Origin of the sequence: Rhizobium sp. AC44/96 (assembly GCF_001692185.1) — a bacterium.
GTDB lineage: Bacteria > Pseudomonadota > Alphaproteobacteria > Rhizobiales > Rhizobiaceae > Rhizobium.
In genome coordinates this window covers 395,170-417,318 of record NZ_LXKO01000030.1, presented here as the reverse complement: position 1 = coordinate 417,318, position 22,149 = coordinate 395,170, and the positions used below count along the sequence as shown (strand labels likewise).

Here is a 22,149-nt window from a genome sequence, read left to right as displayed (position 1 = left end):
CCACATCCAAGCGACCGGGGCTTTCCACCTTACTCAGACATAGAAGTATCAAGCGATTGGTTCAATGCCAGAACATTGACCGTGCTTTCACCGAGAAATCCGAGTTCGGGACTTTCGATGGCGGCGTCAACAATCGCCTTCAGCTTGGTTTCATCCACGCCGCGCGCTTTGGCAACGCGTGGTACCTGGAAGTAGGCAGCCTCGGGCGAAATGTGCGGATCCAGGCCGCTGCCGGACGCGGTCACGAGATCAATCGGAACCTCGGCATTCGGATTGGTGGCCTTGGCTGCCTCGTAGTCGGCCTTGACGCGATCAAGCAGCTTCTGGCTTGTCGGGCCGAGGTTGGAGCCGGATGAAGAGGTAGCGTTGTATCCATCGCCTGCCGCCGAGGGGCGACCGTGAAAATACTTGTCGCTCGCGAACGCCTGGCCAATCAGCGTTGAGCCAATGACCTTGCCGTCCTTTTCGATCAAGCTGCCATTGGCCTGCGACGGGAAGAGTGCCTGCGCCGCGCCGGTCATCGCCAGTGGATAGAGGAGGCCGGTGATAGCAGTGGTGGCAACGATCATCACGATTGCGGGACGTAGTTCTTTCAACATGATATCAACTCCTTAGGCGAGGCCGATGGCCGTAATGACCACGTCGATGGCCTTGATGCCGATGAACGGGACGATGATGCCGCCAACACCGTAGACGAGCAGATTGCGGGACAGCAGCGCGCCGGCACCGATCGCCCGGTATTTCACGCCCTTCAGCGACAGCGGGATCAGCGCCACGATGATCAGCGCGTTGAAGATGATGGCCGACAGGATGGCGCTCTGCGGCGTGGCAAGCCCCATGATGTTCAGGACACCCAGTTGCGGGTAGAAGGCAAGGAACATCGCCGGGATGATCGCGAAATATTTGGCGATGTCGTTGGCGATCGAGAAGGTCGTTAGCGCGCCGCGGGTCATCAGGAGCTGCTTGCCGATCTCGACGATCTCGATGAGCTTTGTCGGATCCGAGTCGAGGTCGACCATGTTGCCGGCTTCGCGGGCGGCGACCGTACCGGTGTTCATGGCCACGCCGACATCGGCCTGGGCGAGCGCCGGGGCGTCGTTCGTGCCGTCGCCGCACATGGCAACGAGCTTGCCTTTGGCTTGCTCTTCGCGGATCAGGGACAGCTTGTTTTCGGGCGTCGCCTGCGCGAGGAAGTCGTCAACGCCGGCCTCCGCAGCGATTGCGGCAGCTGTCATCGGGTTGTCGCCGGTGATCATGACCGTGCGGATGCCCATGCGGCGCAGCTCGGCAAAGCGCTCGCGGATGCCGCCCTTGACGATATCCTTGAGCTGGATGATGCCGAGCAGCTTGCCGTCACGGGCGACTGCCAGCGGAGTTCCGCCAGCCTTGGCGATTTCATCGGCAATCGCCTGCAGCTCACGCACGGTTTCGCTGTTGGTGCGGATTGCGACAGCTGTGTTGCCCGATGCAGGCGCGGAGGCAGCCCCGACGTAGGCAAGCACGGCATCGACGGCTCCCTTACGAATGGACGAGCCTTCGACATCGACGCCGCTCATGCGGGTCTGGGCGGTGAACGGAACGAACGTAGCGTGCAGGCTTCCCATGTCGCGGCCACGGATCGCATATTTCTCCTTGGCGAGAACGACGATCGAGCGGCCTTCCGGTGTTTCGTCCGCCAGAGACGCGAGCTGAGCTGCGTCCGCCAGCTCCTGTTCGCTGACGCCGCGAACCGGGCGGAAGGAGGTTGCCTGACGGTTGCCGAGCGTAATCGTGCCGGTCTTGTCGAGAAGCAGCGTATCAACGTCGCCAGCTGCCTCGACCGCGCGGCCGGACATGGCGAGCACGTTGAAGCGCACGAGGCGGTCCATGCCTGCAATGCCGATCGCCGAAAGAAGCGCGCCAATGGTCGTGGGAATGAGCGTCACGAAGAGAGCAACGAGAATGATGATCGGGATGGAGCCGCCAGCATAGCTCGCGAAGCTCGGGATTGTGGCGGTAGCCAGAACGAAGATCAGCGTCATGCCGGCCAGCAGAATATTGAGAGCGATCTCGTTCGGTGTCTTTTGCCGTTCGGCGCCTTCGACGAGCGAAATCATCCGGTCGAGGAAGGTGTGACCCGCGGCGGCGCTGATGCGGACGCGGATCCAATCGGACAGGACCTGCGTGCCGCCGGTGACGGCAGAGCGGTCGCCGCCCGACTCCCGGATGACAGGGGCGGATTCACCCGTGATCGCGGCTTCGTTGACCGAGGCAACACCCTCGACGACCTCGCCATCGGACGGAATGATATCCCCTGCCTCGACAAGGACCAGATCGCCGACCTTCAGGCTGGTGCCCGGGACAAGACGGTAGCTGTTGGCGGTCAGCAGCTTTGCTTGCGTTTCCGTGCGGGCCTTTCGCAGCGAGTCCGCTTGCGCCTTGCCGCGCCCCTCGGCGACGGCTTCGGCGAAATTCGCGAAAAGCACCGTGAACCAGAGCCAGAGGTTGATCTGGAAGGAGAAGCCGAGATTGCCGCCACCGGTGACGAGATCGCGGACGAATAGGACTGTGGTCAATGCCGAGACGGTCGCCACGACAAACATGACCGGATTCTTGGCAAGAGTGCGGGGATTGAGTTTCTTGAACGCCGCGCCCACGGCGGGGATGAGAATGCGAGAATCCATGATGCTCGCTGATTGTGCCTGGCTCATAAGAGACTCCAGCTTGAAAAGAGTAAGGCGATCGCCGCGCGATCAGCCGTGTAAGATCCGAAAGACAGCGACGAGAACGAGAAGGCTGGCGAGCATCACGAGGATGATGTCGGAGCCGCGGGTCATGCGCTGGCTTTCACGTCCCGGCGAACCGGGACGTGAATTGAAGGATTTGCGAAGCCTGTGTCGAAGGATCATGCTCCACCTCAGAAGGTCTGGCCGGCGATCATGACGAGGTGCTCGATGACGGGACCGAGCGCGAGGGCCGGGAAGAAGGTCAGGCCGCCGACGATCAGGATCGTGCCCGTAAGAAGGCCCACGAAAAGCGGGCCATCGGTCGGGAAAGTGCCGGCTGAGGCGGGAACGGTCTTCTTGGCCACGAGCGACCCTGCGATTGCGAGCGCCGGGACGATGACAAGGAAGCGGCCCATCAGCATGCCGATGCCAAGCGTGACGTTGTACCAGGGCGTGTTGCCGGTCAGGCCCCCGAAGGCGGAGCCGTTGTTTGCAGCAGCCGAGGTATAGGCATAGAGGATCTCCGAGAAGCCGTGCGGGCCAGCGGTGCCGATCGAGGCAACAGCGGACGGCAGGACGCTCGAGATCGCGGTGAAGACGAGCATGGCCAGTGGCAGGCAAAGAATGGCAAGCACCGCCATCTTCATCTCCTTGGCTTCAATCTTCTTACCGAGATATTCCGGCGTGCGACCGACCATCAGCCCCGCAACGAAGATCGCGATGATGATGAACAGCAGGATGCCGTAGAAACCTGCGCCCACACCGCCGACGATGACTTCTCCGAGCTGCATGTTGATGAGCGGAATGAGGCCGCCCAGCGCCGTGAAGCTGCCATGCATGGCATTGACCGCACCGCAGGACGCCGCGGTGGTGATGACGGCGAAGAGCGAGGACATGGCCACACCGAAGCGGACTTCCTTGCCTTCCATGTTGCCGCCCGAAAGGCCGAGCTGGTGCATCAGCGGGTTGCCGGCCGCCTCAGCCCAATAGGTCACAGCCACACCGGCGACAAAGAGGATGCCCATGGTGCCGAGGATGGCCCAGCCCTGGCGCTGGTTTCCGACCATGCGTCCGAAGACATTGGTCAGGGCCGCACCGATGGCGAAGATCGAGACCATCTGGATCATGTTCGAGATATTGTCCGGGTTCTCGAAAGGATGTGCGGAGTTGGCGTTGAAGAAGCCGCCGCCGTTGGTGCCGAGCATCTTGATGGCGAGCTGAGAGGCGACAGGGCCAACTGCAATCGTCTGCTTGGCACCCTCGAGGGTGGTCGCATCGACATACGGACCGAGCGTCTGCGGGACACCAAGATAGACATAGACCAGCGTCAGCACGATGCAGAGCGGCAGGAGGACGTAGAGCGTGGCGCGGGTCATATCGACCCAGAAGTTGCCGATCGCCTTGCCGGAGGCGCGCGAGAAAGCGCGTATCAGGCCAAGGGCAATGGCGATGCCGGTCGCGGCCGAGACGAAATTCTGAACCGTGAGCCCTGCCATCTGCGTGAGGTAGGACATGGTGCTTTCGCCACCGTAGTTCTGCCAGTTTGTGTTGGTCACGAAGCTGACGGCGGTGTTGAAGGACAGTTCAGGCCCGACGGCAGCCATGCCGGCCGGGTTGTAGGGCAAGACTGCCTGCAAGCGCATCAAGGCGTATAGAACGAGCACGCCGAGCAGATTGAACAGCAACATTGAGAACGCGTAGGACGTCCAGTGCTGTTCCTCGCGTTCGCCGGTTCCTGCAATGGCATAAAGTCCACGTTCGATGGGAGCGAAGACCGGTGAGAGAAGCGTGCGTTCGCCGCTGAAGACGCGCGTCATGTAACCGCCGAGCGGTTTCACAAGCACGATGATGATCCCGCAAAAGAGCAGGATCTGAAGCCATCCGTTAAGGGTCATGGGAGGTAACTTTCAATACCCGATTGGTTCTGCGTGCCGCGCAGTCGCGTTTGGAGCGGCGGCGCTAGAAGCGCTCGGGGCGGATGAGAGCATAGGTGAGGTAAACCGTAAGAAATACGGTGACGGCACCACTGAGAATATAATCGACGGTCATGGCGCTTCCTCCGGTTAAAGCCGGTCGCAGGCTTTGGTGTAGGCAAAGCACAGAGCGAAAAATACGATTGCTGTGATGAGTAGAACTACGTCCATCATCGGTCCTGACTCCTGTTGTTCTTATGGTCAGACAAGACTGCGGCGCCATCCGTGAACGGCGCTTCGATGCGTTCTGACTTGGAGATGATCTTCGGATCTCTCGGACGTTAATATGCGGCCGAAGCGCATAGCCGTTCGAGTAGGAGCGGATGGCGAAGATATAAAAATCTTATAAAGGCCGAGCCATCTGGCTTCGGCTATATCTGGTGCCGGTCAATCGTGGCGCCAAGCATCAAGGCAATCATCGACATGGCAGCGTCAGTATGGGCGGGCCGACGATCAGGGTCGAATGCAACGCCAAGAATTGTCTTCCGCTCGGACCTCGTACGGACCGGCCAGAAATCGAACCGTGATTGATCAAATGGATATACGCCTGCTTCTACGCAAGTCTGAGACGCGCAGGCTTCTCTTGCCGCGTCGACTTCCGCTGGAACGAGGGTTGTCTCGCTCTTGATCGCCAGATCGTCGCCGTGCCCAACCGACAACACGACTGCTGGAGCTTGGAAGAGCGACGTCAAGATGGAAAGCGTAAGTGCTCTTGCTTCCTCAGCGGTGGTCGCATCGAGCATTTGTTGCGCATAGGTCCCGAGCTTTTCCTGCTGGCGATGGAACCGATCAAGCTCCCCCTTGTCGTGTCGTTTCGCGGCGACGATGGTACTGGTGACGCAGCCGACGATGAAGAGTAACGCAATAGCCCAAATGTTAGCGGTGTCCGCGACAGCGAGAGAAAAGCGGGGCTCGGTGAAGAAGAAGTTATATGCGAGGGCGCCGAGAAACGCGGAAAACAATGCCGGGCCGAGGCCGAATGCCACGCTACTGACGATGACAGGCAGAACATAGATGAGTGATAGGTTGGGGATTGCCTGATAGCGGTCGAAGCCGGCAGCGATTGCGGTGGCCATTGCCGCCATTATCACGGAAGCAAGGTACTGGATCACGGATGGCGCGTCTGAGAGGTCCATCTCGCGCGTGGTAGCAAATTTTTCGGCTACGCTACTGGTCGGCGGACCAAAAGGTTTATCCAAGGACATACGCAAGTCCTCCCACTCGATTCAAGTGGTGCGACACGCATAGGAATTCCATGTGGAAACGCGCGGCGATTGATAAACGTGCCTTAATGGCCGCGCCTGGGACCCGCAATGCACGGCGTGGGCGAGGAGAATGCCAACCTCCTTGCCGTTTTCGTGATGCAAACCTGCGCTATCTCGCCAAGTCCGCCTACCAATCCGCCACCTAGGCCTTACGGCGCCCAACGAAGGAGACACCGCTTTCGTGATCGAAAACATGGCATCGTGAAGGATTGATCGATAGCTGCAATTCGGAGCCGTCGTCGATGGCGACGTGGTCAGGAAGGTGCAGCACCACAGCACCACGGAGACGTCGTTGCCCACAACCTGCTTCTTGGCATTCCATGGCAATTGATATACTAGAATACCCAGTGAGTTGAAGTCGGCTTGAGCTATGCAGACGAGTGATATTTTGGCGGTAAGTGCCGTGCCTTCCCAGCCCTTGAAGCTTCGTCGGGTGACGACGGCTGATGCCATCTTTGATCGGCTGTATGCGGATATCCTCTCGCTTCGTCTGCCGCCCGGGATGCCGTTGCAGGAAAAGCGGATTGCCGAGGAGTTCAATGTCAGCCGAACGCCGGTTCGCGAGGCTCTGCTTCGGCTGTCAGAGGGCGGGCTGGTCGACATCTATCCTCAATCGGGCACCGCTGTGTCGCAGGTCTCGGTCTCGGCAATCCCTGAAGCGGTTGTCGTGCGGAAGGCGCTTGAAGGCACAACGGTGGAGCGGGCCGCCGAAATTGCGACCGCGTTGGACATCGATCGCCTGGACGCCATTATTTCCCGCCAACGATCGCTTGCGGCGCTTGGCGATACCTCTGGCTTTCATGAGGAGGACGAGGCTTTCCATGAGGCTATTGCAGCGATCGCGGGTTATCCCGGTATCTGGACGATCCTGAAGACCGTGAAGGTTCAAATCGATCGCGCTCGACGACTGTCGCTGCCGGTTCTCGGTCGCATGGAGAATGTCGTGCAGGAACACGGATGGATCCGCGATGCGATCTCGTCCCACGACGTTGTGGCAGCGCACGAGGCCATGATGCATCATCTGAGTGCTGTCATCCCTGATGTCGCCGAGCTTCGTACGCGATATCCCGATTATTTCCGCTGAACCTCAGCGAAGAACGATACAGAAGATCCCAAGGAGGAAGTGTAATGCGTCAAGGTTGGAGATGGTTCGGTCCGCAGGCGCCGGTGACGCTCGATGAGGTGCGGCAAACCGGTGCCACGAACGTTGTCTCGTCCCTGCATCAGGTGCCGATCGGCCGGGCGTGGACGCAGGCCGAAGTACGCGAGCGCCAGGCCATGATCGAAACGACGCCGCCTGGCCGCTCGAACCTAACGTGGTCCGTTGTCGAGAGCATTCCAATTCCCGATGCGGTCAAGCGCAACGGTGGCCGAGCCAAGGCGGAGATCGAGGCGTGGATTGCAAGCCTGGAGGCAGTGGCCGCCTGCAATATACCGATCGTCTGCTACAACTTCATGCCCGTTGTCGACTGGACGCGCACCGAGCTTGACTATGTGATCGACACCGGTGCGACCGCCATGCGGTTCGATCACGAGAAATTCGCAGCCTTCGATCTGTTCATTCTCCAGCGCCAGGGCGCGGAGAGCCAATACTCGGCGCAGGACAGGGCGCGGGCGCGCGAAGTGTTCGACGCGATGACTGAGGCTGAAGTTGCGGAGATCACCCATAACATCACATCGGCACTCCCCGGATCAACGACCGAACCGCTGACTGTTCCGGAGTTTCGCGAGAAGCTGGCCGCGTATGCGGACATTGACGCGGCGCGGCTGCGCCAGCACCTCATCGAGTTCCTCGAGGCGGTGACGCCTGTGGCGGAGGCACGCGGAGTCAAGTTGACGCTGCACCCAGATGACCCGCCACGTCCCCTCTTCGGCCTTCCCAGGATCGCGTCTACGGCTGACGACTATGCGGCTCTCTTCGACGCTGTTCCCTCCCCCGCCAACGGCATGTGCTATTGCACGGGCAGTCTCGGTGTTCGTGCCGACAATGACCTGCCGGCCATCGCGCGCCGTTTTGCGTCACGCATTCACTTCGCCCACCTGCGCGCCACCAAGCGTGAGGGAGATGGCCGCACCTTTCACGAGAGCGCCCATCTGGAAGGCGATGTCGACATGGTTGCGGTGCTCAAGGAGTTGGTGGCCGAAGACAACAAGCGTTCTGCGAATGAGACGATCGTCTTTCGCTCCGATCATGGTCACCGCATGCTCGATGATCTGAACAAGACGGTCACGCCCGGATACCCGGCGATCGGTCGTCTGCGTGGGTTGGCGGAGCTTCGCGGCATCTTGCATGCGCTAGGCGCCGTCGCAAACTAGACTGCTGCGAAACGATTTCGCCCGGCAGCGGATAAGGCTGCCGGGCTGGCCATCGGAACGATTGAAGCTGGAGATGAGACTTTAGGCGGTAGTCCAGTACTAGGCTTGAATGGACGTGGCCGTCCTGAATTACGGTTGCATGCTGCCCGTTGCCTGCTGGCGCGCATGCCAGGAGAAGGCTTCCTCGAGAATGTGGGGGGTGTGGCCGCCGCGTGCGGTTGCACGCTGGAAATAATCGAGCAATGCCTCGCGGTAATCCGGGTGAGCACAGTGGGCGATGATCAGCTCCGCTCGTTCCCGCGGAGCGAGTTCACGCAGGTCTGCCAGGCCGTTTTCGGTGACGATGACGTCGACGTCGTGCTCGGTGTGATCGACGTGCGACACCATTGGCACCACCGAGGAGATCCGGCCGCCCTTGGCGAGAGACTTGGTGACGAAGATCGACAGATAGGCGTTGCGGGCAAAGTCTCCGGAACCGCCGATGCCGTTCATCATGTGCGTGCCGTTGACGTGTGTGGAGTTGATGTTGCCGTAGATGTCCACCTCGAGCGCCGTGTTGATACCGATGACGCCAAGTCTGCGGATTACCTCAGGGTGGTTGCTGATTTCCTGTGGCCGCAGGATCAGCTTGTCCTTGTATTTGTCGAACTGGTTGAAGACCCGCTCGCCACATGTTGCCGACAGCGTGATCGACGATCCCGAGGCAAAGGCCAGCTTGCCCGCATCGAAGAGATCGAACGTGCTGTCCTGCAGCACTTCGCTGTACATCCGCAAATGATGGAAAGGCCCGGCCGCAAGGCCCGTCAGCACTGAATTGGCGATCGTGCCGATGCCCGCCTGGAGTGGCTGAAGCGTCAGATCAAGGCGCCCGCGCGCCACTTCTCCTTCGAGGAAGTGGATCAGGTGATCGGCAATCGCCTGTGTGTCGGCATCCGGTGCCTCGACCGTCGAAAAGCTGTCCTTGGCGTCCGTTACGACGATAGCGGCGATCTTGTCGGGATCGATCGGGACATAGGGGAAGCCAACCCTGCTATCGCAGGCAACGACCGGGATGGGCACTCGCGACGGACGCTTTGTCGGGATGTAGACGTCGTGAAGTCCCTCGAGTGCCAGGGGCTGGCTGAGATTGATCTCGACGATGATCTTCTTTGCCAGGATCGCGAAGCTTGCCGAGTTGCCGATCGATGTGGAAGGCACGATGCCGCCATCTTCGGTGATCGCCGCGGCTTCGACCACAGCGTAGTCGATCGGACCCAGCTGGTTGGAGCGCAAATGCTCGACAGTCTCGGAAAGGTGCTGGTCGATGAACATGACCTATTGATCGCGGCACGCAGCGTCCGGTCGACCTGGAACGGCAGGCGCCGCGCAAGGACACCGGCCTCGGTCAGTATCCGGTCCACGTCATGCCCGAGCGAAGCGCCGGTGATGAGGGTGATCTGAAATGGATCGGTCTTAGCCTTTTCGGCCATGGCGATCGGGACCGCCTTGGCATCGCCGGCGCGGGTAAACCCACTCATGCCGATGGTCATGCCGTCCTTGATGAGGTCGGCAGCAGCTTGCGGCGTGGTTATCTTGTCGAGCAGGGATTTGCGGCGAATGCGGTTTTCAACCATGGGAATCTCGGGAGGTGTTCTCGTGTGGGAACCGACATGTTGTCGGCGCAGGATGCAACGGGGCAACCCTCCGGCGGAATCGTGGCCGTTGAGTGGCCGATTGGCTCAAGTGCTGCCGATATGAGGTCCCCTGCCCCGCCGTTTGTTGATCGACCACCTGCGTATCACTGTTCGATTGTGCCGCCTGCCTTCTTCCAGGCGTCGATTCCACCCTCGATATGGCAGGCGCTCTTCAGGCCTGCATCCTGGGCGGCTTGGACGGCCATCGCCGAGCGTTCGCCGAAGGCGCAGTAGAAGACGATCCTCTTGCCTGTGGCCATTGCAAGCTCGTGGAGTATTCCGCCGGCGCTGAGGTTTTCCTGAAGGTCGGGGTAAGGCGCATGGAGCGAGCCCGGTATGACGCCGTGCCGTTCGCGTTCGCTCCGCTCGCGCAGATCGACGATCGTGGTGTCGGTGCGGCCGCGCAAGGAGAGCGCCTGCGTTGCCGACAGCGCCCATCCCTTGCGTGCGATCTCATCCTGATGCAGCCCGATATGGACATTGGCCGGCACCGCCACGTCCATCATCTTCGGATTAGGCAGGTTCAGGTTGTTCATCAGGTCGACATATTCGTCGATCGATTTTACTTGCAGGCGCGGATTGAAACGCTTCTCTTCGCCGATCGTCGAAACGGTGTCGCCCTTGTAGTCATGCGCCGGATAAAGCAGCGTCTCGTCGGGCAGTCGCAGAAGCTTGTTGAAGATCGAATCGTACTGCGCTCGCGGATCGCCATTCTGGAAGTCGGTGCGTCCTGTGCCGCGGATCAACAGTGTGTCACCGGTGAAGATACGGTTCCCCATCAGGTACGAATAGGAATCGTCGGTATGGCCCGGCGTGTACATCACATCGAGGCTGACACCCTCGATCGAAACGCGGTCGCCCTCGGCAACGCGCATCGCGACGACGTCGGCCTTGGTCTGCTCGCCCATGACAGTGATGCAATGCGTATGGTCACGAAGGGCGCCAAGGCCTGTGATGTGATCGGCGTGCAGATGCGTATCGACTGCCTTGACCAGCTTCAGGTCCAGCTCTCTTACCAGCTGCAGGTATCGATCTACCTTATCGAGCACCGGATCGATGATCAGGGCCTCGCCGCCCTGCCGGCTCGCAATGAGGTAGGTGTAGGTGCCTGAAACGCTGTCGAACAACTGTCGGAAGATCATTGTCTGCTCCATTGCTTTCGAGCGTTGCGGCGAGTGAGCACAATCGAAGCGGCGGCCGCGCGTCAGGTTGATTTTGTTGGGCGAGAATAGACCATAGTCCTGCGGCTCAAAATAGCTCCCTGTCCTGAAATTTCCGACAGCCTTTGCGGACATGACACTCGCACCGACGCGATCGTGATTTGCGCTGCGACGCAGCATCGATTGCTGCTTGCAATGTTTATAAAAGCGTTTATCACTAAACATATTGCTAAACATGATGGTCGAGGAGTTCATGTGAGCATTCTCTAGAAATGGGTGAACTTGTGCTGCCGGCCGGGCCGGCTTTGGTTCTGGGAGGAACTTATGCAGAAAAGATCGAAAGCCCTCATCGGGCTTGCCTCGGCAATCGTGTTGTCGTCGGCATTGCCCAACCTCGCAAAAGCCGATCAGTTAACGCTGTGCTGGGCCGCCTGGGACCCTGCAAATGCGCTCGTCGAACTGTCGAAGGACTTTACCGCCAAGACGGGAACGGACATGAAGTTCGAGTTCGTTCCGTGGACGAGTTACGCCGACCGGTTCCTCAACGAACTAAACTCGCATGGCAAACTCTGCGATCTGATCATCGGCGACAGCCAGTGGATCGGCGGCTCGGCCGAGAATGGCCACTATGTCAAGCTGAACGACTTCTTCGACAAGGAAGGCATCAAGATGGATGACTTCGTGCCGGCGACAGTGGTGGGCTATTCCGAATGGCCAAAGAATACGCCAAACTACTGGGCGCTACCGGCCATGGGCGACGTCGTAGGCTGGACCTATCGCAAGGACTGGTTCGAAAGACCGGAGCTGAAGAAGGAATTCAAGGAGAAGTACGGCTGGGAACTGGCGGCGCCAAAGACCTACGATCAGCTGAAGCAGATCGCCGAGTTTTTCCAGAAGCGTGAGATCGATGGAAAGACCGTCTATGGCGCATCGATCTACACCGAGCGCGGCTCGGAAGGCATTACCATGGGCGTGACGAACGTCCTTTACGACTGGGGTTTCCAGTACGAAAACCCGAAGAAGCCCTATGAAATGGAAGGCTTCGTCAATTCTCCTGAAGCAGTCAAGGGTCTGGAGTTCTACAAGGCTCTCTATGATTGCTGCACACCGCCCGGCAGCTCCAACGTCTACATGGTGGAATCCGCTGATGCCTTCAAATCAGGTCAGGTTGCCATGCAGATGAACTTTGCCTTCACTTGGCCCGGCCTTTACAAGGACGAGAAGGTGGGCGGCGACAGGATCGGGTTCTTCCCCAACCCTGCGGAAAAAGAGCATTTCGCCCAGCTTGGCGGCCAGGGCATCTCCGTCGTGTCCTACTCCGACAAGAAGGATGCGGCGCTGCAGTACATCAAATGGTTCGCCCAGCCTGATGTGCAGGCCAAATGGTGGAAGCTTGGTGGCTATTCCTGCCTGAAGGCGGTCGTCAATGCGCCGGACTTTGCAGCAAGCCAGCCTTATGCTCAGGCGTTCCTGGACTCCATGGCAATCGTCAAGGATTTCTGGGCCGAGCCGAGCTACGCCACCCTGCTCCAGGACATGCAGAAGCGCGTCCACAACTATGTAGTCGCCGGCAACGGGACTGCCCAGGAAGCGCTGGACGGGCTGGTGAAGGACTGGACCGAGGTCTTCAAGGACGACGGCAAGATCTAGTGTCCCGCTGGGCATCCAACCTGATCGTCAAGATGGCGGCTCGGATCGGCAAACGGGCCGAGCCGCCAGATGTCTCACATACGCAAAGACCAGGTGACATCTTGAATATCTCCCATTCTTCCATCGTCGAGAAGGCGGCTGACGTGACAGCAAGGGCGACGCCCGTATCTGTCGCCCGACATGTCCGCGGCCTATCCGATCGAGCTATCGCCTGGGTGTTCATCGCACCTGCCATCACGCTGCTGCTCGCGATCAACATATTTCCGCTGATCTGGGCAATCTATCTGTCGTTCACGAACTATCGCGCCAATCGGCCGAATGCACCGGTTCAAGGTGTCGGCTTCAGCAACTACGAGCGCGTCCTGACCGATCCGGATATCTGGCAGGCCATGCAGACGACGGCGCATTTCGTGTTCTGGACGATCCTGCTACAGACCGTGATCGGATTTGCGCTGGCCTATCTGATCGATCGCAAGTTTCGCGGCCACGCCTTCTGGACAACCATCATCCTCATCCCGATGATGCTGTCGCCTGCCGTGGTCGGCAATTTCTGGCGGTTCCTCTATGAGCCGCAGATCGGGCTCTTTGCCTATGCCGTTTCGTTGGTTACTGGCATCCCGACGGCCGAGATCCAGATGCTCGGCAATGTCTCATTGGCGCCCTGGGCCATCGTCATCGTCGATACCTGGATGTGGACGCCGTACGTGATGCTCATTTGCCTGGCCGGTCTGCGCTCGATCCCCGACTATATCTACGAGGCAGCAGAGGTGGACCGCGCGTCGGCGTGGCGGCAGTTCTGGTCGATCACGGTGCCAATGGCCCTCCCCTTCATCATGCTCGCCGTCCTCTTTCGTGGCATCGAGAATTTCAAGATGTTCGACATGGTCACGCTGTTGACGGGCGGCGGGCCGGGCTCGGTCACCGAGGTCGCCTCGATCACCCTCAAGCGGGCGGCATTCGAAAGCTGGGCAACCGGCCGTGCCTCTGCCTTTGCAATCGTCCTTTTCGTTGCGGTGTTCGGTCTTGCCAACATCTACGTCAAGGCTCTCAACAAGGTGAAGCAAAGATGAGCTCCGTCAACGCCGCCCATTCGGTCGTCGAGCCGAGCCCCACAAGCAAGCGGATCGCCGGTGCGATCGTGATCCTCTATGCCCTGATAACGCTGATCCCACTTGCCTGGATCTTCCTCACGAGCATCAAGTCGCCGCCGGACTCGATCAGCTACCCGCCGAAGATCGTCTTCAGCCCCACGGTCGAAGGTTATTGCAATCTCCTCACGACGAGAACGCGGCAGACGCCCGAATATATCGCAGCGTTGCCGGCGCCGACCGGAACCTGTGATGAGGTAACCCGCAAGCGCAACATGGTGATTGCCGGCCCTTCGAACTTCCTGCCGCGCTTCGTCAATTCGCTGGTGATTGCCTTCGGTTCGACATTTCTTGCGGTCTTCCTGGGCACGCTTGCCGCCTATGGCTTTTCTCGGTTCAAGGTGCCGCTCGCAGATGACCTGCTATTCTTCATTCTGTCGACACGCATGATGCCGCCGATCGCGGTCGCGATTCCGATCTACCTGATGTATCGCGAGTTGGGTCTGTCAGACACGGCGCTCGGCATGATCCTGCTTTACACTGCGGTCAATGTGTCGCTCGCCGTCTGGCTGCTCAAGGGGTTCATCGACGAAATTCCGCGCGAGTACGAGGAAGCCGCGATGATCGATGGCTACACGCGCTTGCAGGCATTCTGGAAGGTCGTGTTGCCGCAGGCAACGACCGGCATTGCGGCAACGGCCATCTTCTGCCTGATCTTCGCCTGGAACGAATACGCCTTCGCTGCCCTTCTGACATCGGGCGAGGCGCAGACGGCACCACCGTTCATCCCGACGATCATTGGTGAAGGCGGCCAGGATTGGCCAGCCGTGGCTGCCGGTACGACGATCTTCCTGATCCCGATCCTCGTCTTCACCATTCTCCTGCGCAAGCAGTTGCTGCGCGGCATCACCTTCGGAGCGGTCCGCAAATGACCCACCTGATTGAAACACCCCGCCCTGTTGCTCCCAAGCGGCCCTTCTTTCTGCGCCGTGGGCCGATGGAGAACATTGCGACCGTCCTGATCGCCGTCGGTTTCCTCATGCTGTTCCAGCCTTTCTTGCTGGTACTCTACACCTATTCGCTGGTGACGCTGCTGGCAGGAACCGTCATGTTCATCATCGTCTCGAAGTTCCCGGAGTGAACCATGGCGGACATCAGAATTGAGAACCTCCGCAAGCAGTTCGGCAACTTCGTTGCGGTCCAGGATTCGAACTTCGTCATCCATGACGGGGAGTTCCTGGCGCTGCTTGGTCCATCCGGGTGCGGCAAGACGACGACGCTGCGCATGATCGCCGGGTTGGAGCTTCCGACCAGCGGAAGGATCTATCTTGACGGTGAAGATGTGACGTTCAACCGTGCCAGTGCTCGTGACATTGCGTTCGTTTTTCAGCTGTTTGCGCTTTACCCGCATATGAACGTGCGCAAGAACATTGGATTTCCGCTGTTGTCGCAAGGCATGCCGAAGGCAGATATCCGCAAGCGTGTCGAGGAGACCGCACGTCTGCTCCAGATCGACCACATCCTTGACCGCTCGGTGTCGGGACTTGCTGGTGGTGACCGGCAGCGCGTGGCGCTCGGCCGCGCCATCGTTCGCCGGCCGAAATGCTTTCTCATGGATGAACCGCTCGGCACGCTCGATGCGGAGTTTCGCGAAGTGATGGTCCATGAACTGCGCGAGCTGCACAACCGCATCCATGCCACGACCGTCTACGTAACGCACGATCAGCACGAGGCGATGGCAATGGCCGACAAGATCGCGGTGATGAACCACGGCGTCATCGAGCAATTTGGAACGCCGCAGGAAATCTACAGCAAGCCTGCGACCATGTACGTCGCGGATTTCATCGGTTCGCCGCCGATGAACTTCATGCGGTTCAATGCCGGCCTGCAACGAGGGACGCGCACGGTTTCGCTCGGCGGTGTCGATGTCTCGGTCCCGGAAGTTCGGCAGGATGTGGCTGTTGGCGAGCTTGCGCTCGGAGTGCGCCCGGAACACATTCGGTTCAACGACGCATCGCCGCTGCGCGGCGCGGTCTACGGCAGCGAATACCTCGGCACGAACCAGGTCGTTGCGGTGGAAACATCGAGCGGCCTGATCAAGGCGCGGGTTCCCGCGAACCGGAATTTTCAGATCGGCGAGCCGGTCGGCTTGGAATTCAACAACGCGAACCTTGCGCTTTTCGACTGCAAGTCGGGCCGCGCGCTCGCGTCGGCGCTTTACCAGGAGGCTCAAAATGGCTGATGTCGTTCTCAAGGGCCTCAACAAGAGTTTTGGCGACACGCGTGCCCTTTCCAATCTCGACCTGGCAATCCGCGACGGCGAGTTTGTCGTGCTGCTGGGGCCCACCGGCGCCGGGAAGACAACCACGCTGCGCCTCATCGCCGGCCTGGAGCGGCCCGAAAGCGGTCGCATCGAAATCGGCGGCCGCAATGTCGGTGGCGAAGCGCCGGCGGAGCGGGATGTGGCTTTCGTCTTTCAGCAGTATTCGCTGTATCCGCACATGACGGTCTACGAAAATCTCGCCTTCCCGCTGCGCGCACCGGTGCGCAGGCTGGCTGCCAGCGAGATTGATCGCCGCGTCAGGGATGTTGCCCGGATGGTCCGGATCGATCACAAGCTGGAGAACCGGTCGACCAGGCTCTCGGGTGGTGAGATGCAGCGCGTGGCGATCGGGCGTGCCTTGGTCCGTCAGCCCTCGATCTACCTCATGGACGAGCCGCTGTCTTCGCTGGACGCCAAGCTGCGCGCCGAACTTCGCCTGGAACTCAAACGCATTCAGAAGGAGTTGGGGTCGACGTTGCTTTACGTCACCCATGACCAGGTCGAGGCCATGACTATGGCCGACAGAATCGGCATTCTTGCCGAGGGCCGGCTGATGCAGGTCGGCACGCCGCGTGAGATCTACGGCAACCCGGCCAATCTGCATGTCGCAGCACGCCTCGGACAGCCGCACATCAACCTGTTGCCTGCCGACCTGCTGCCAGGCGGGCATCCGCCGGCAGGTACGAGGACAGTCGGCGCCCGGACCGAACACCTGGATATCGTCGTGGGCAAGGATGCCAATGCGGAGATTGACTGGATCGAGCATCTCGGAGATCAGAACCATCTGCATATCCGTGTCCGCGATCACAAGCTCGTCACACTCGCGGACCCATATCTCGCCATCAAACGCGGCGACAGGATCAACTTGACACTGCGCGATCCGCTCTATTTCGACGCGAGCGGGCAGCGCCTGTCGTAAGACCGAGTTCGAACAATCATCAGCAGCCCAGCAGAACTGACGGGTATCAATCAATGAAGCACTTCTTCAACCGCAGGGAAAACATCGTCACCGAAGCTCTGGACGGGCTGCTCCTTACGACTGGCGAGGGCCGCCTCGCCCGCCTGGATACCTTCCCCGATATCAAGGTGATCCTGCGCGCCGATTGGGACAGATCGAAAGTGGCGATCGTCTCCGGTGGAGGCGCCGGACACGAGCCCTCGCATGCCGGATTCGTTGGAAGAGGTATGCTGACCGCCGCCGTCTCGGGTGAAATATTCGCGTCGCCGAGTGTGGATGCTGTTCTGACGGCCATCCGCGCCGTCGCTGGCCCGATGGGTGTACTGCTGATCGTCAAGAACTACACGGGTGATCGCCTGAATTTCGGCCTCGCCGCTGAAAAGGCACGGGCCGAAGGGTTCGACGTTGAAATGGTGATTGTAGCCGACGATATCGCCATTCCGGATATCAACCAGCCGCGCGGCGTCGCCGGGACGCTCTTCGTACACAAGATCGCGGGCTATCATGCAGAGGCTGGGGCGGACCTGAAGACAGTCGCGGCTCATGCCGCCTCCGCAGCTGCCGACATCGTATCGCTGGGTATGTCGCTCTCCACTTGCAGCGTGCCAGGACAGGCTCACGAAAGCCGGCTGGGCGCGGACGAAGGCGAGCTCGGGCTCGGGATCCATGGCGAGCCGGGCGTTGAGCGCATTGCATTGCAGCCGGTGGCCGACATCGTCGCCACGATGACCACTCGACTGTCCGCAAAGCTTCGCGACGGGGGCAAGCATGCGTTGCTGATCAACAATCTTGGGGCCGTACCGCCGCTCGAAATGGCGGTGATCGCAAACGCCGTGCTTACGTCTACCCTGGGAGATCATGTTCGATTGATCGTCGGTCCGGCCCCGATGATGACGGCATTGAACATGAACGGCTTTTCTCTGTCCTTGATCCGGCTGAATGAAAGCCGCGAGAAGGCACTGGCCGCGCCAGTGGCGCCGCATGCCTGGGTCCCCGCGGTAGAACGGCACGCCATTACGGTCGTTGCCGCACCACGGACGGCCGCCACGCCAGATGGCGGCGCTGCCGCCAGCAACCATGAACAGACGCGCCGGCTCATCTCGGCGTTATGCGACAACCTGATTTCGCTGGAGGACGAGCTTAACCGGCTCGACGGTCGCGTCGGGGACGGGGATACCGGCTCCACGGTCGCCACGGGCGCACGCAGCATTCTCGCTCGTATGGACCGGCTGCCGCTGAACCAGCCCGCCTCGACACTCGCTGCGATCGGAGACACCCTCGGCACCAGCATGGGCGGGTCGAGCGGGGTGCTGATGTCGATCTTCTTCACCGCTGCCGCCAAGGCGATGGCGGAGAAGCAGGATATCGCCGCGGCCCTGCTTGCCGGGCTCGATCGCATGACGTTCTATGGGGGGGCTGGCATAGGTGACCGGACGATGGTCGACGCGCTTGCGCCTGCGCTGAAGGCTCTCGCCACCGATGGTGCCGTTGCGGCCGCAGCGGCGGCGGCGGCAGGCGCGGAGGCGACGAAGACGATGACGAAAGCAAGGGCGGGGCGAGCATCCTATGTCGGCGAAAGGGATCTGGTTGGAGTAGCCGATCCCGGAGCAGTCGCGGTCGCTCGCGCATTCGAGGTTGCTGCGCGACTCGTATAGAAGGCATTCGTTGGGAGGATTCGAATTGCAGCCGGAGCCAATCCATTTGGCGGAATTGATCGAGGTCTGTTGCGCAGCGATCGTCGCCAACAGCGATCATCTTTGCGCGCTGGATCGGGCAATCGGCGATGGGGATCACGGAACGAACATGAAGCGAGGCTGCGAGGCGGTGAGTGCCGAAGGTGCGCAGCTGTCGAACCTCCCCTTCCCCGACGCTGTCGAGAAGATCGGTCTGACACTCGTCATGAACATCGGCGGTGCGGCGGGCCCGCTCTACGGGACGCTGCTCATGGAAATCGGGCGCGAGCTTCGGATGCGCGATGGCGCCGAATTTCCGCTGGTGCTGAAGCAGGCGATCGATGCGGTGGCGAAACGTGGTCGCGCGAATGAGGGAGACAAGACGCTTCTCGATGTGCTTTATCCCGTCCACGCCGCGCTTGTGAGCCGGTCTTCGCTTCGGGAGATCGCCCTTCGGGCCGAATATTCCGCTACCGGGACGGCGACCATGAAAGCAATGCGCGGCCGCGCCTCCTACCTTGGCGACCGCTCGATCGGCCATATTGATCCAGGGGCATCGAGCTGTGCCCTGTTGACCACGGCGATATGCCGGTATCTCGAGGAGCAGCATCTGCAATGAGCGGAAAGACCACCAATGTGGGGATCGTGATCGTTTCGCATTCACCCCTCGTCGCTCAGGGAATTGCCGACATGGTGCGGCAGATGGTGGGTGATTGCGTGCCGCTTGCATGGTCGGGCGGCAATGTTCGCGGTGAGCTGGGCACGGACGCGGCGGGCATCCTTCGTGCCATAGAGACGGCGTGGTCGGATGCCGGCGTCGCCGTCTTCGTCGATCTCGGCGGTGCCGAGACAAACAGCGAGATGGCGATCGAGATGCTGGGAGCGCCTCGGTCGGGGCTGGTTTCCATCTGCAACGCGCCGTTGGTGGAAGGTGCAGTGATGGCGGCTGCAGAGGCTTCCGGCGGTGCCACCTTGGCGAGGGTCGTCGCTACGGCGGAGGAGCTCTCCCCCTGATGACCGACAGGTTGCGTATCGACAAGCGAAAGGATGATACAGTGCATTCGAGTTGCCAGACCGAGGTTGAAGTCAAGCACGGCGTGGGGCTGCATGCGCGCCCGTCCGTGACCTTCACGCGGCTTGCAAAATCCTTTCCCTGTTCGATCGAAGTCGCGGTCAACGGCAGCGACATCTGGCTGAACGGCAAGAGCATTATCAAGATCATGGGCGCGAAGATCCGCAAGGGATCCGTCCTGCGGATAAGGGCCGACGGGATTCTCGCCGAGGAGGCGATCAGGGCATTGAAGGAGCTCATCGAACGCAACTTCGATGAGGAAATGAAGCATGGCCGAACGGTTTAGGCAAAGAGCGATCAGCGCTTCGCCCGGCATCGCGGTAGGGCCGGCCTATCTTGCAGCGCAGCCGACCGCGGAGTTCGCTGCTGGCCAGCAGGCGACATCCGGGCATGAGGTTTTGGCCGGGGCCGTACAAACGGCGATCGGCGAGTTGCAGCGGCTTGCGGAAGGCGCCGATCCTGAAAGCCATGACATCATCGATTTCCAGATCGAGGTTCTGCGTGATCCCACAATCGCGGCCACAACGACTGCCCGGGTGAAAGCCGGAGAGAATGTCGTCTTCGCATGGGTAGGCACCCTTGATGGATACATTACCGAGCTGGAGGGCGCGGACGAGGAGCAGATGCGGGCCCGCGCCGTCGATATCCAGGATATCAAGAACCGCGTGCTCGGCGCACTGACAGGCAAGCCGATCAAGGATTTTCCAGCCGGTTCGGTGTTCGTCGGCAGTGACATGGAGCCCAGCCGTTTTCTTGCCCATGATTGGTCCGCGGGCGGAGGCATAGTGCTGCATAAAGGCAGTGCCGTCGGCCATGTCGCGCTGCTTGCGCGGTCGAGATCCGTGCCGATGGTGGTCGGAGCCGGCGATTTCACGGTTGCCGAGGGTGCGCCGATTACCGTGGAGGGCGATGCTGGTATGGTTTTCCTGCCGACAGGCAACACGGTGATGCGAATGGTGCCGCGACCGGCAGCCCGGCGGCACGACCACACAGAGCCGTCCGACAACGGAATGCTGAACACGGCGGATGGCAAGCCGGTTCTATTGTCGGTCAACCTGAACGATCCGTCCGAGGTCGATGCGGTGAGCATCAGAGCGATTGCAGGCGTTGGCCTGATGCGCACGGAGTTCGCGATATCGTCTATCGCCGATGCTGCCAACGAGGAGAAGCAGCTCTCGATCTATCGGCGGGTGCTCGAGTGGGCCGACGGGAAGTCGGTTGCGATCCGGATGCTGGACGTCGGGGGTGACAAACCGCTCTCGGGGCTCGAGGATGTACATGCCGAGCTGCGGGGCATCCGGTTGCTGCTCGAAAGACCCGAGATCGCGCGTGTTCAGGCGCGTGCGCTGCTTCGCGCGGCGGTGTTCGGCAAACTGGCCGTCTTGCTGCCAATGGTGACCTTTCCGGGTGAAGTGGAGGCGATGCGGCGACTATTCCAAGAGGAGGCAGCTCAGCTTGATCGGCGCGGCCTGCCCTATTGCATGCCGCCCATCGGCATGATGGTCGAGGTGCCTGCTGCAGCCGTGATGCTGGATACGTTTGCGACCGCTGATTTCTTTTCGTTCGGCACGAATGACCTGGCGCAGTACCTTGCGGCGTCGACACGTCGCGCCGTGACGGCGGACAGCCGGAAGACCTCACCTGCCGTGCTCCGGATCCTGGCAAACGCAGCTCGGCTCGCTTCGACAAAGCCGATGAGCATCTGTGGGGACATGGCCGGCGATCCGCAATACCTGTCGGCGCTTCTTGCCGCCGGCATACGTCATTTTTCCATGGCACCCGCACGACTTCCCACGATAAGGTCGGCACTCATCGGTTTGAACGCCGATGGGACCACGGCAGCCGGAGAATAAAATGGCGCGCGAAGAAACCGAAGACGCCATTATCGCCTACAAGTCTATTCTGGCTCAGATCATCGACAACCGACCTTCCGGAACGCGCCAACGTCTGGCGACGGAGCTCGGAAAGCATCGCAGTTTTGTCACGCAGATCACCAATCCGAGCTATGCGACACCTTTGCCAGCACGCCACTTGGCAACCATCTTTCGGGTCTGCCATTTCAGCGCCGCTGAGCAGGAGCGCTTTCTTGGCGCATATCAGGATGCTCATCCGGGAAAACTGCCGGAACTCGGTAGTTCGGAAAAGTTGCGCCACCTTTCATTGATGGTGCCGGATTTTGGTGACGAGCGGCGCAATCGCCTGCTGGAAGAGGCCATTTCGGATCTTGTGCAGAAGATTGTCGCGATCTCCGGAGGGGCGGATTGATCGATGATGGAAGACCGATGAATTTGCT

21 protein-coding genes and 1 pseudogene are annotated in these 22,149 nt (G+C 60.4%); 14 read left to right on the top strand and 8 right to left on the bottom strand.

Features of this window, described 5'->3' with window-relative positions; genetic code table 11:
- Positions 1 to 29 precede the first annotated feature (29 nt).
- From kdpC to A6U87_RS21650, 6 genes are all read right to left on the bottom strand, one after another.
- Positions 30 to 599, bottom strand: a complete 570-nt coding sequence (gene kdpC, locus A6U87_RS21670; protein ID WP_065693359.1) for a potassium-transporting ATPase subunit KdpC — start codon at positions 597 to 599, stop codon at positions 30 to 32.
- 12 nt (positions 600 to 611) lie between these two features.
- Positions 612 to 2,690, bottom strand: coding sequence for a potassium-transporting ATPase subunit KdpB (gene kdpB, locus A6U87_RS21665; RefSeq protein ID WP_065693358.1), 2,079 nt, complete (start codon positions 2,688 to 2,690; stop codon positions 612 to 614).
- Between the two features lie 42 nt (positions 2,691 to 2,732).
- Positions 2,733 to 2,888 carry a hypothetical protein gene (locus tag A6U87_RS30220; RefSeq protein ID WP_198928740.1) on the bottom strand — a complete coding sequence of 52 codons (156 nt, stop codon included), beginning with the start codon at positions 2,886 to 2,888 and terminating at the stop codon, positions 2,733 to 2,735.
- 8 nt (positions 2,889 to 2,896) lie between these two features.
- Complete coding sequence (kdpA, locus tag A6U87_RS21660; protein ID WP_065693357.1) at positions 2,897 to 4,600, bottom strand: potassium-transporting ATPase subunit KdpA; 1,704 nt, start codon at positions 4,598 to 4,600, stop codon at positions 2,897 to 2,899.
- A 64-nt stretch (positions 4,601 to 4,664) separates the two neighbouring features.
- Complete coding sequence (locus A6U87_RS21655; protein ID WP_065693356.1) at positions 4,665 to 4,754, bottom strand: K(+)-transporting ATPase subunit F; 90 nt, start codon at positions 4,752 to 4,754, stop codon at positions 4,665 to 4,667.
- Positions 4,755 to 5,049: 295 nt separating this feature from the next.
- Complete coding sequence (locus A6U87_RS21650) at positions 5,050 to 5,883, bottom strand: DUF4118 domain-containing protein (protein WP_065693355.1); 834 nt, start codon at positions 5,881 to 5,883, stop codon at positions 5,050 to 5,052.
- A gap of 430 nt (positions 5,884 to 6,313) precedes the next feature.
- Between A6U87_RS21650 and A6U87_RS21645 the strand changes: the two genes are divergently transcribed.
- Together A6U87_RS21645 and uxuA are read left to right on the top strand one after the other, a co-directional pair.
- Entirely contained in the window at positions 6,314 to 7,027 is a 714-nt protein-coding gene (locus tag A6U87_RS21645) for a GntR family transcriptional regulator (RefSeq protein WP_065693354.1), read from the top strand.
- 44 nt (positions 7,028 to 7,071) lie between these two features.
- Positions 7,072 to 8,259, top strand: a complete 1,188-nt coding sequence (gene uxuA, locus A6U87_RS21640; protein ID WP_065693353.1) for a mannonate dehydratase — start codon at positions 7,072 to 7,074, stop codon at positions 8,257 to 8,259.
- Positions 8,260 to 8,388: 129 nt separating this feature from the next.
- Here the strand turns inward: uxuA and A6U87_RS21635 are convergent.
- Both A6U87_RS21635 and A6U87_RS21630 read right to left on the bottom strand, forming a co-directional pair.
- Positions 8,389 to 9,872 (bottom strand): annotated as a pseudogene (locus tag A6U87_RS21635) (acetyl-CoA hydrolase/transferase family protein).
- Positions 9,873 to 10,036: 164 nt separating this feature from the next.
- Positions 10,037 to 11,074: an MBL fold metallo-hydrolase gene (locus tag A6U87_RS21630; RefSeq protein ID WP_065693396.1), complete on the bottom strand. Its 1,038-nt coding sequence runs from the start codon at positions 11,072 to 11,074 to the stop codon at positions 10,037 to 10,039.
- Positions 11,075 to 11,416: 342 nt separating this feature from the next.
- Here A6U87_RS21630 and A6U87_RS21625 point away from each other — a divergent pair, with 342 nt between their 5' ends.
- From A6U87_RS21625 to A6U87_RS21570, 12 genes are all read left to right on the top strand, one after another.
- Entirely contained in the window at positions 11,417 to 12,742 is a 1,326-nt protein-coding gene (locus A6U87_RS21625; protein ID WP_065693352.1) for an ABC transporter substrate-binding protein, read from the top strand.
- 101 nt (positions 12,743 to 12,843) lie between these two features.
- Complete coding sequence (locus A6U87_RS21620; RefSeq protein ID WP_198928739.1) at positions 12,844 to 13,812, top strand: carbohydrate ABC transporter permease; 969 nt, start codon at positions 12,844 to 12,846, stop codon at positions 13,810 to 13,812.
- Positions 13,809 to 14,762, top strand: a complete 954-nt coding sequence (locus tag A6U87_RS21615) for a carbohydrate ABC transporter permease (protein ID WP_065693350.1) — start codon at positions 13,809 to 13,811, stop codon at positions 14,760 to 14,762. Before A6U87_RS21620 ends, A6U87_RS21615 begins: the two co-directional genes overlap by 4 nt.
- Positions 14,759 to 14,971 carry a hypothetical protein gene (locus A6U87_RS21610; RefSeq protein ID WP_065693349.1) on the top strand — a complete coding sequence of 71 codons (213 nt, stop codon included), beginning with the start codon at positions 14,759 to 14,761 and terminating at the stop codon, positions 14,969 to 14,971. Before A6U87_RS21615 ends, A6U87_RS21610 begins: the two co-directional genes overlap by 4 nt.
- Before the next feature lie 3 nt (positions 14,972 to 14,974).
- Positions 14,975 to 16,072: an ABC transporter ATP-binding protein gene (locus tag A6U87_RS21605; RefSeq protein WP_065693348.1), complete on the top strand. Its 1,098-nt coding sequence runs from the start codon at positions 14,975 to 14,977 to the stop codon at positions 16,070 to 16,072.
- Positions 16,065 to 17,072: an ABC transporter ATP-binding protein gene (locus A6U87_RS21600; protein WP_065693347.1), complete on the top strand. Its 1,008-nt coding sequence runs from the start codon at positions 16,065 to 16,067 to the stop codon at positions 17,070 to 17,072. The genes A6U87_RS21605 and A6U87_RS21600 overlap by 8 nt, the downstream gene beginning before the upstream one ends.
- A gap of 53 nt (positions 17,073 to 17,125) precedes the next feature.
- Positions 17,126 to 18,766, top strand: coding sequence for a dihydroxyacetone kinase subunit DhaK (locus tag A6U87_RS21595; protein WP_065693346.1), 1,641 nt, complete (start codon positions 17,126 to 17,128; stop codon positions 18,764 to 18,766).
- Between the two features lie 25 nt (positions 18,767 to 18,791).
- Entirely contained in the window at positions 18,792 to 19,403 is a 612-nt protein-coding gene (gene dhaL / locus A6U87_RS21590; protein ID WP_065693345.1) for a dihydroxyacetone kinase subunit DhaL, read from the top strand.
- Positions 19,400 to 19,798 (top strand): dihydroxyacetone kinase phosphoryl donor subunit DhaM, encoded by a 399-nt coding sequence (dhaM, locus tag A6U87_RS21585; protein ID WP_065693344.1) that lies wholly within the window; start codon positions 19,400 to 19,402, stop codon positions 19,796 to 19,798. The genes dhaL and dhaM overlap by 4 nt, the downstream gene beginning before the upstream one ends.
- Positions 19,798 to 20,142 carry an HPr family phosphocarrier protein gene (locus A6U87_RS21580; RefSeq protein WP_065693343.1) on the top strand — a complete coding sequence of 115 codons (345 nt, stop codon included), beginning with the start codon at positions 19,798 to 19,800 and terminating at the stop codon, positions 20,140 to 20,142. The genes dhaM and A6U87_RS21580 overlap by 1 nt, the downstream gene beginning before the upstream one ends.
- The gene (locus A6U87_RS21575) at positions 20,126 to 21,709 is read left to right on the top strand and encodes a putative PEP-binding protein (RefSeq protein WP_065693342.1); all 1,584 of its coding nucleotides are present in this window, start codon (positions 20,126 to 20,128) and stop codon (positions 21,707 to 21,709) included. Before A6U87_RS21580 ends, A6U87_RS21575 begins: the two co-directional genes overlap by 17 nt.
- 1 nt (position 21,710) lies before the next feature.
- Positions 21,711 to 22,121, top strand: a complete 411-nt coding sequence (locus A6U87_RS21570) for a hypothetical protein (protein ID WP_065693341.1) — start codon at positions 21,711 to 21,713, stop codon at positions 22,119 to 22,121.
- Positions 22,122 to 22,149 lie beyond the last annotated feature (28 nt).

Coding starts and splice junctions, on each gene's coding strand:
- kdpC (WP_065693359.1), bottom strand. CDS start 599: ATGTTGAAAGAACTACGTCCCGCAATCGTGATGATCGTTGCCACCACT.
- kdpB (WP_065693358.1), bottom strand. CDS start 2,690: ATGAGCCAGGCACAATCAGCGAGCATCATGGATTCTCGCATTCTCATC.
- A6U87_RS30220 (WP_198928740.1), bottom strand. CDS start 2,888: ATGATCCTTCGACACAGGCTTCGCAAATCCTTCAATTCACGTCCCGGT.
- kdpA (WP_065693357.1), bottom strand. CDS start 4,600: ATGACCCTTAACGGATGGCTTCAGATCCTGCTCTTTTGCGGGATCATC.
- A6U87_RS21655 (WP_065693356.1), bottom strand. CDS start 4,754: ATGACCGTCGATTATATTCTCAGTGGTGCCGTCACCGTATTTCTTACG.
- A6U87_RS21650 (WP_065693355.1), bottom strand. CDS start 5,883: ATGTCCTTGGATAAACCTTTTGGTCCGCCGACCAGTAGCGTAGCCGAA.
- A6U87_RS21645 (WP_065693354.1), top strand. CDS start 6,314: ATGCAGACGAGTGATATTTTGGCGGTAAGTGCCGTGCCTTCCCAGCCC.
- uxuA (WP_065693353.1), top strand. CDS start 7,072: ATGCGTCAAGGTTGGAGATGGTTCGGTCCGCAGGCGCCGGTGACGCTC.
- A6U87_RS21630 (WP_065693396.1), bottom strand. CDS start 11,074: ATGATCTTCCGACAGTTGTTCGACAGCGTTTCAGGCACCTACACCTAC.
- A6U87_RS21625 (WP_065693352.1), top strand. CDS start 11,417: ATGCAGAAAAGATCGAAAGCCCTCATCGGGCTTGCCTCGGCAATCGTG.
- A6U87_RS21615 (WP_065693350.1), top strand. CDS start 13,809: ATGAGCTCCGTCAACGCCGCCCATTCGGTCGTCGAGCCGAGCCCCACA.
- A6U87_RS21610 (WP_065693349.1), top strand. CDS start 14,759: ATGACCCACCTGATTGAAACACCCCGCCCTGTTGCTCCCAAGCGGCCC.
- A6U87_RS21605 (WP_065693348.1), top strand. CDS start 14,975: ATGGCGGACATCAGAATTGAGAACCTCCGCAAGCAGTTCGGCAACTTC.
- A6U87_RS21600 (WP_065693347.1), top strand. CDS start 16,065: ATGGCTGATGTCGTTCTCAAGGGCCTCAACAAGAGTTTTGGCGACACG.
- A6U87_RS21595 (WP_065693346.1), top strand. CDS start 17,126: ATGAAGCACTTCTTCAACCGCAGGGAAAACATCGTCACCGAAGCTCTG.
- dhaM (WP_065693344.1), top strand. CDS start 19,400: ATGAGCGGAAAGACCACCAATGTGGGGATCGTGATCGTTTCGCATTCA.
- A6U87_RS21580 (WP_065693343.1), top strand. CDS start 19,798: ATGACCGACAGGTTGCGTATCGACAAGCGAAAGGATGATACAGTGCAT.
- A6U87_RS21575 (WP_065693342.1), top strand. CDS start 20,126: ATGGCCGAACGGTTTAGGCAAAGAGCGATCAGCGCTTCGCCCGGCATC.
- A6U87_RS21570 (WP_065693341.1), top strand. CDS start 21,711: ATGGCGCGCGAAGAAACCGAAGACGCCATTATCGCCTACAAGTCTATT.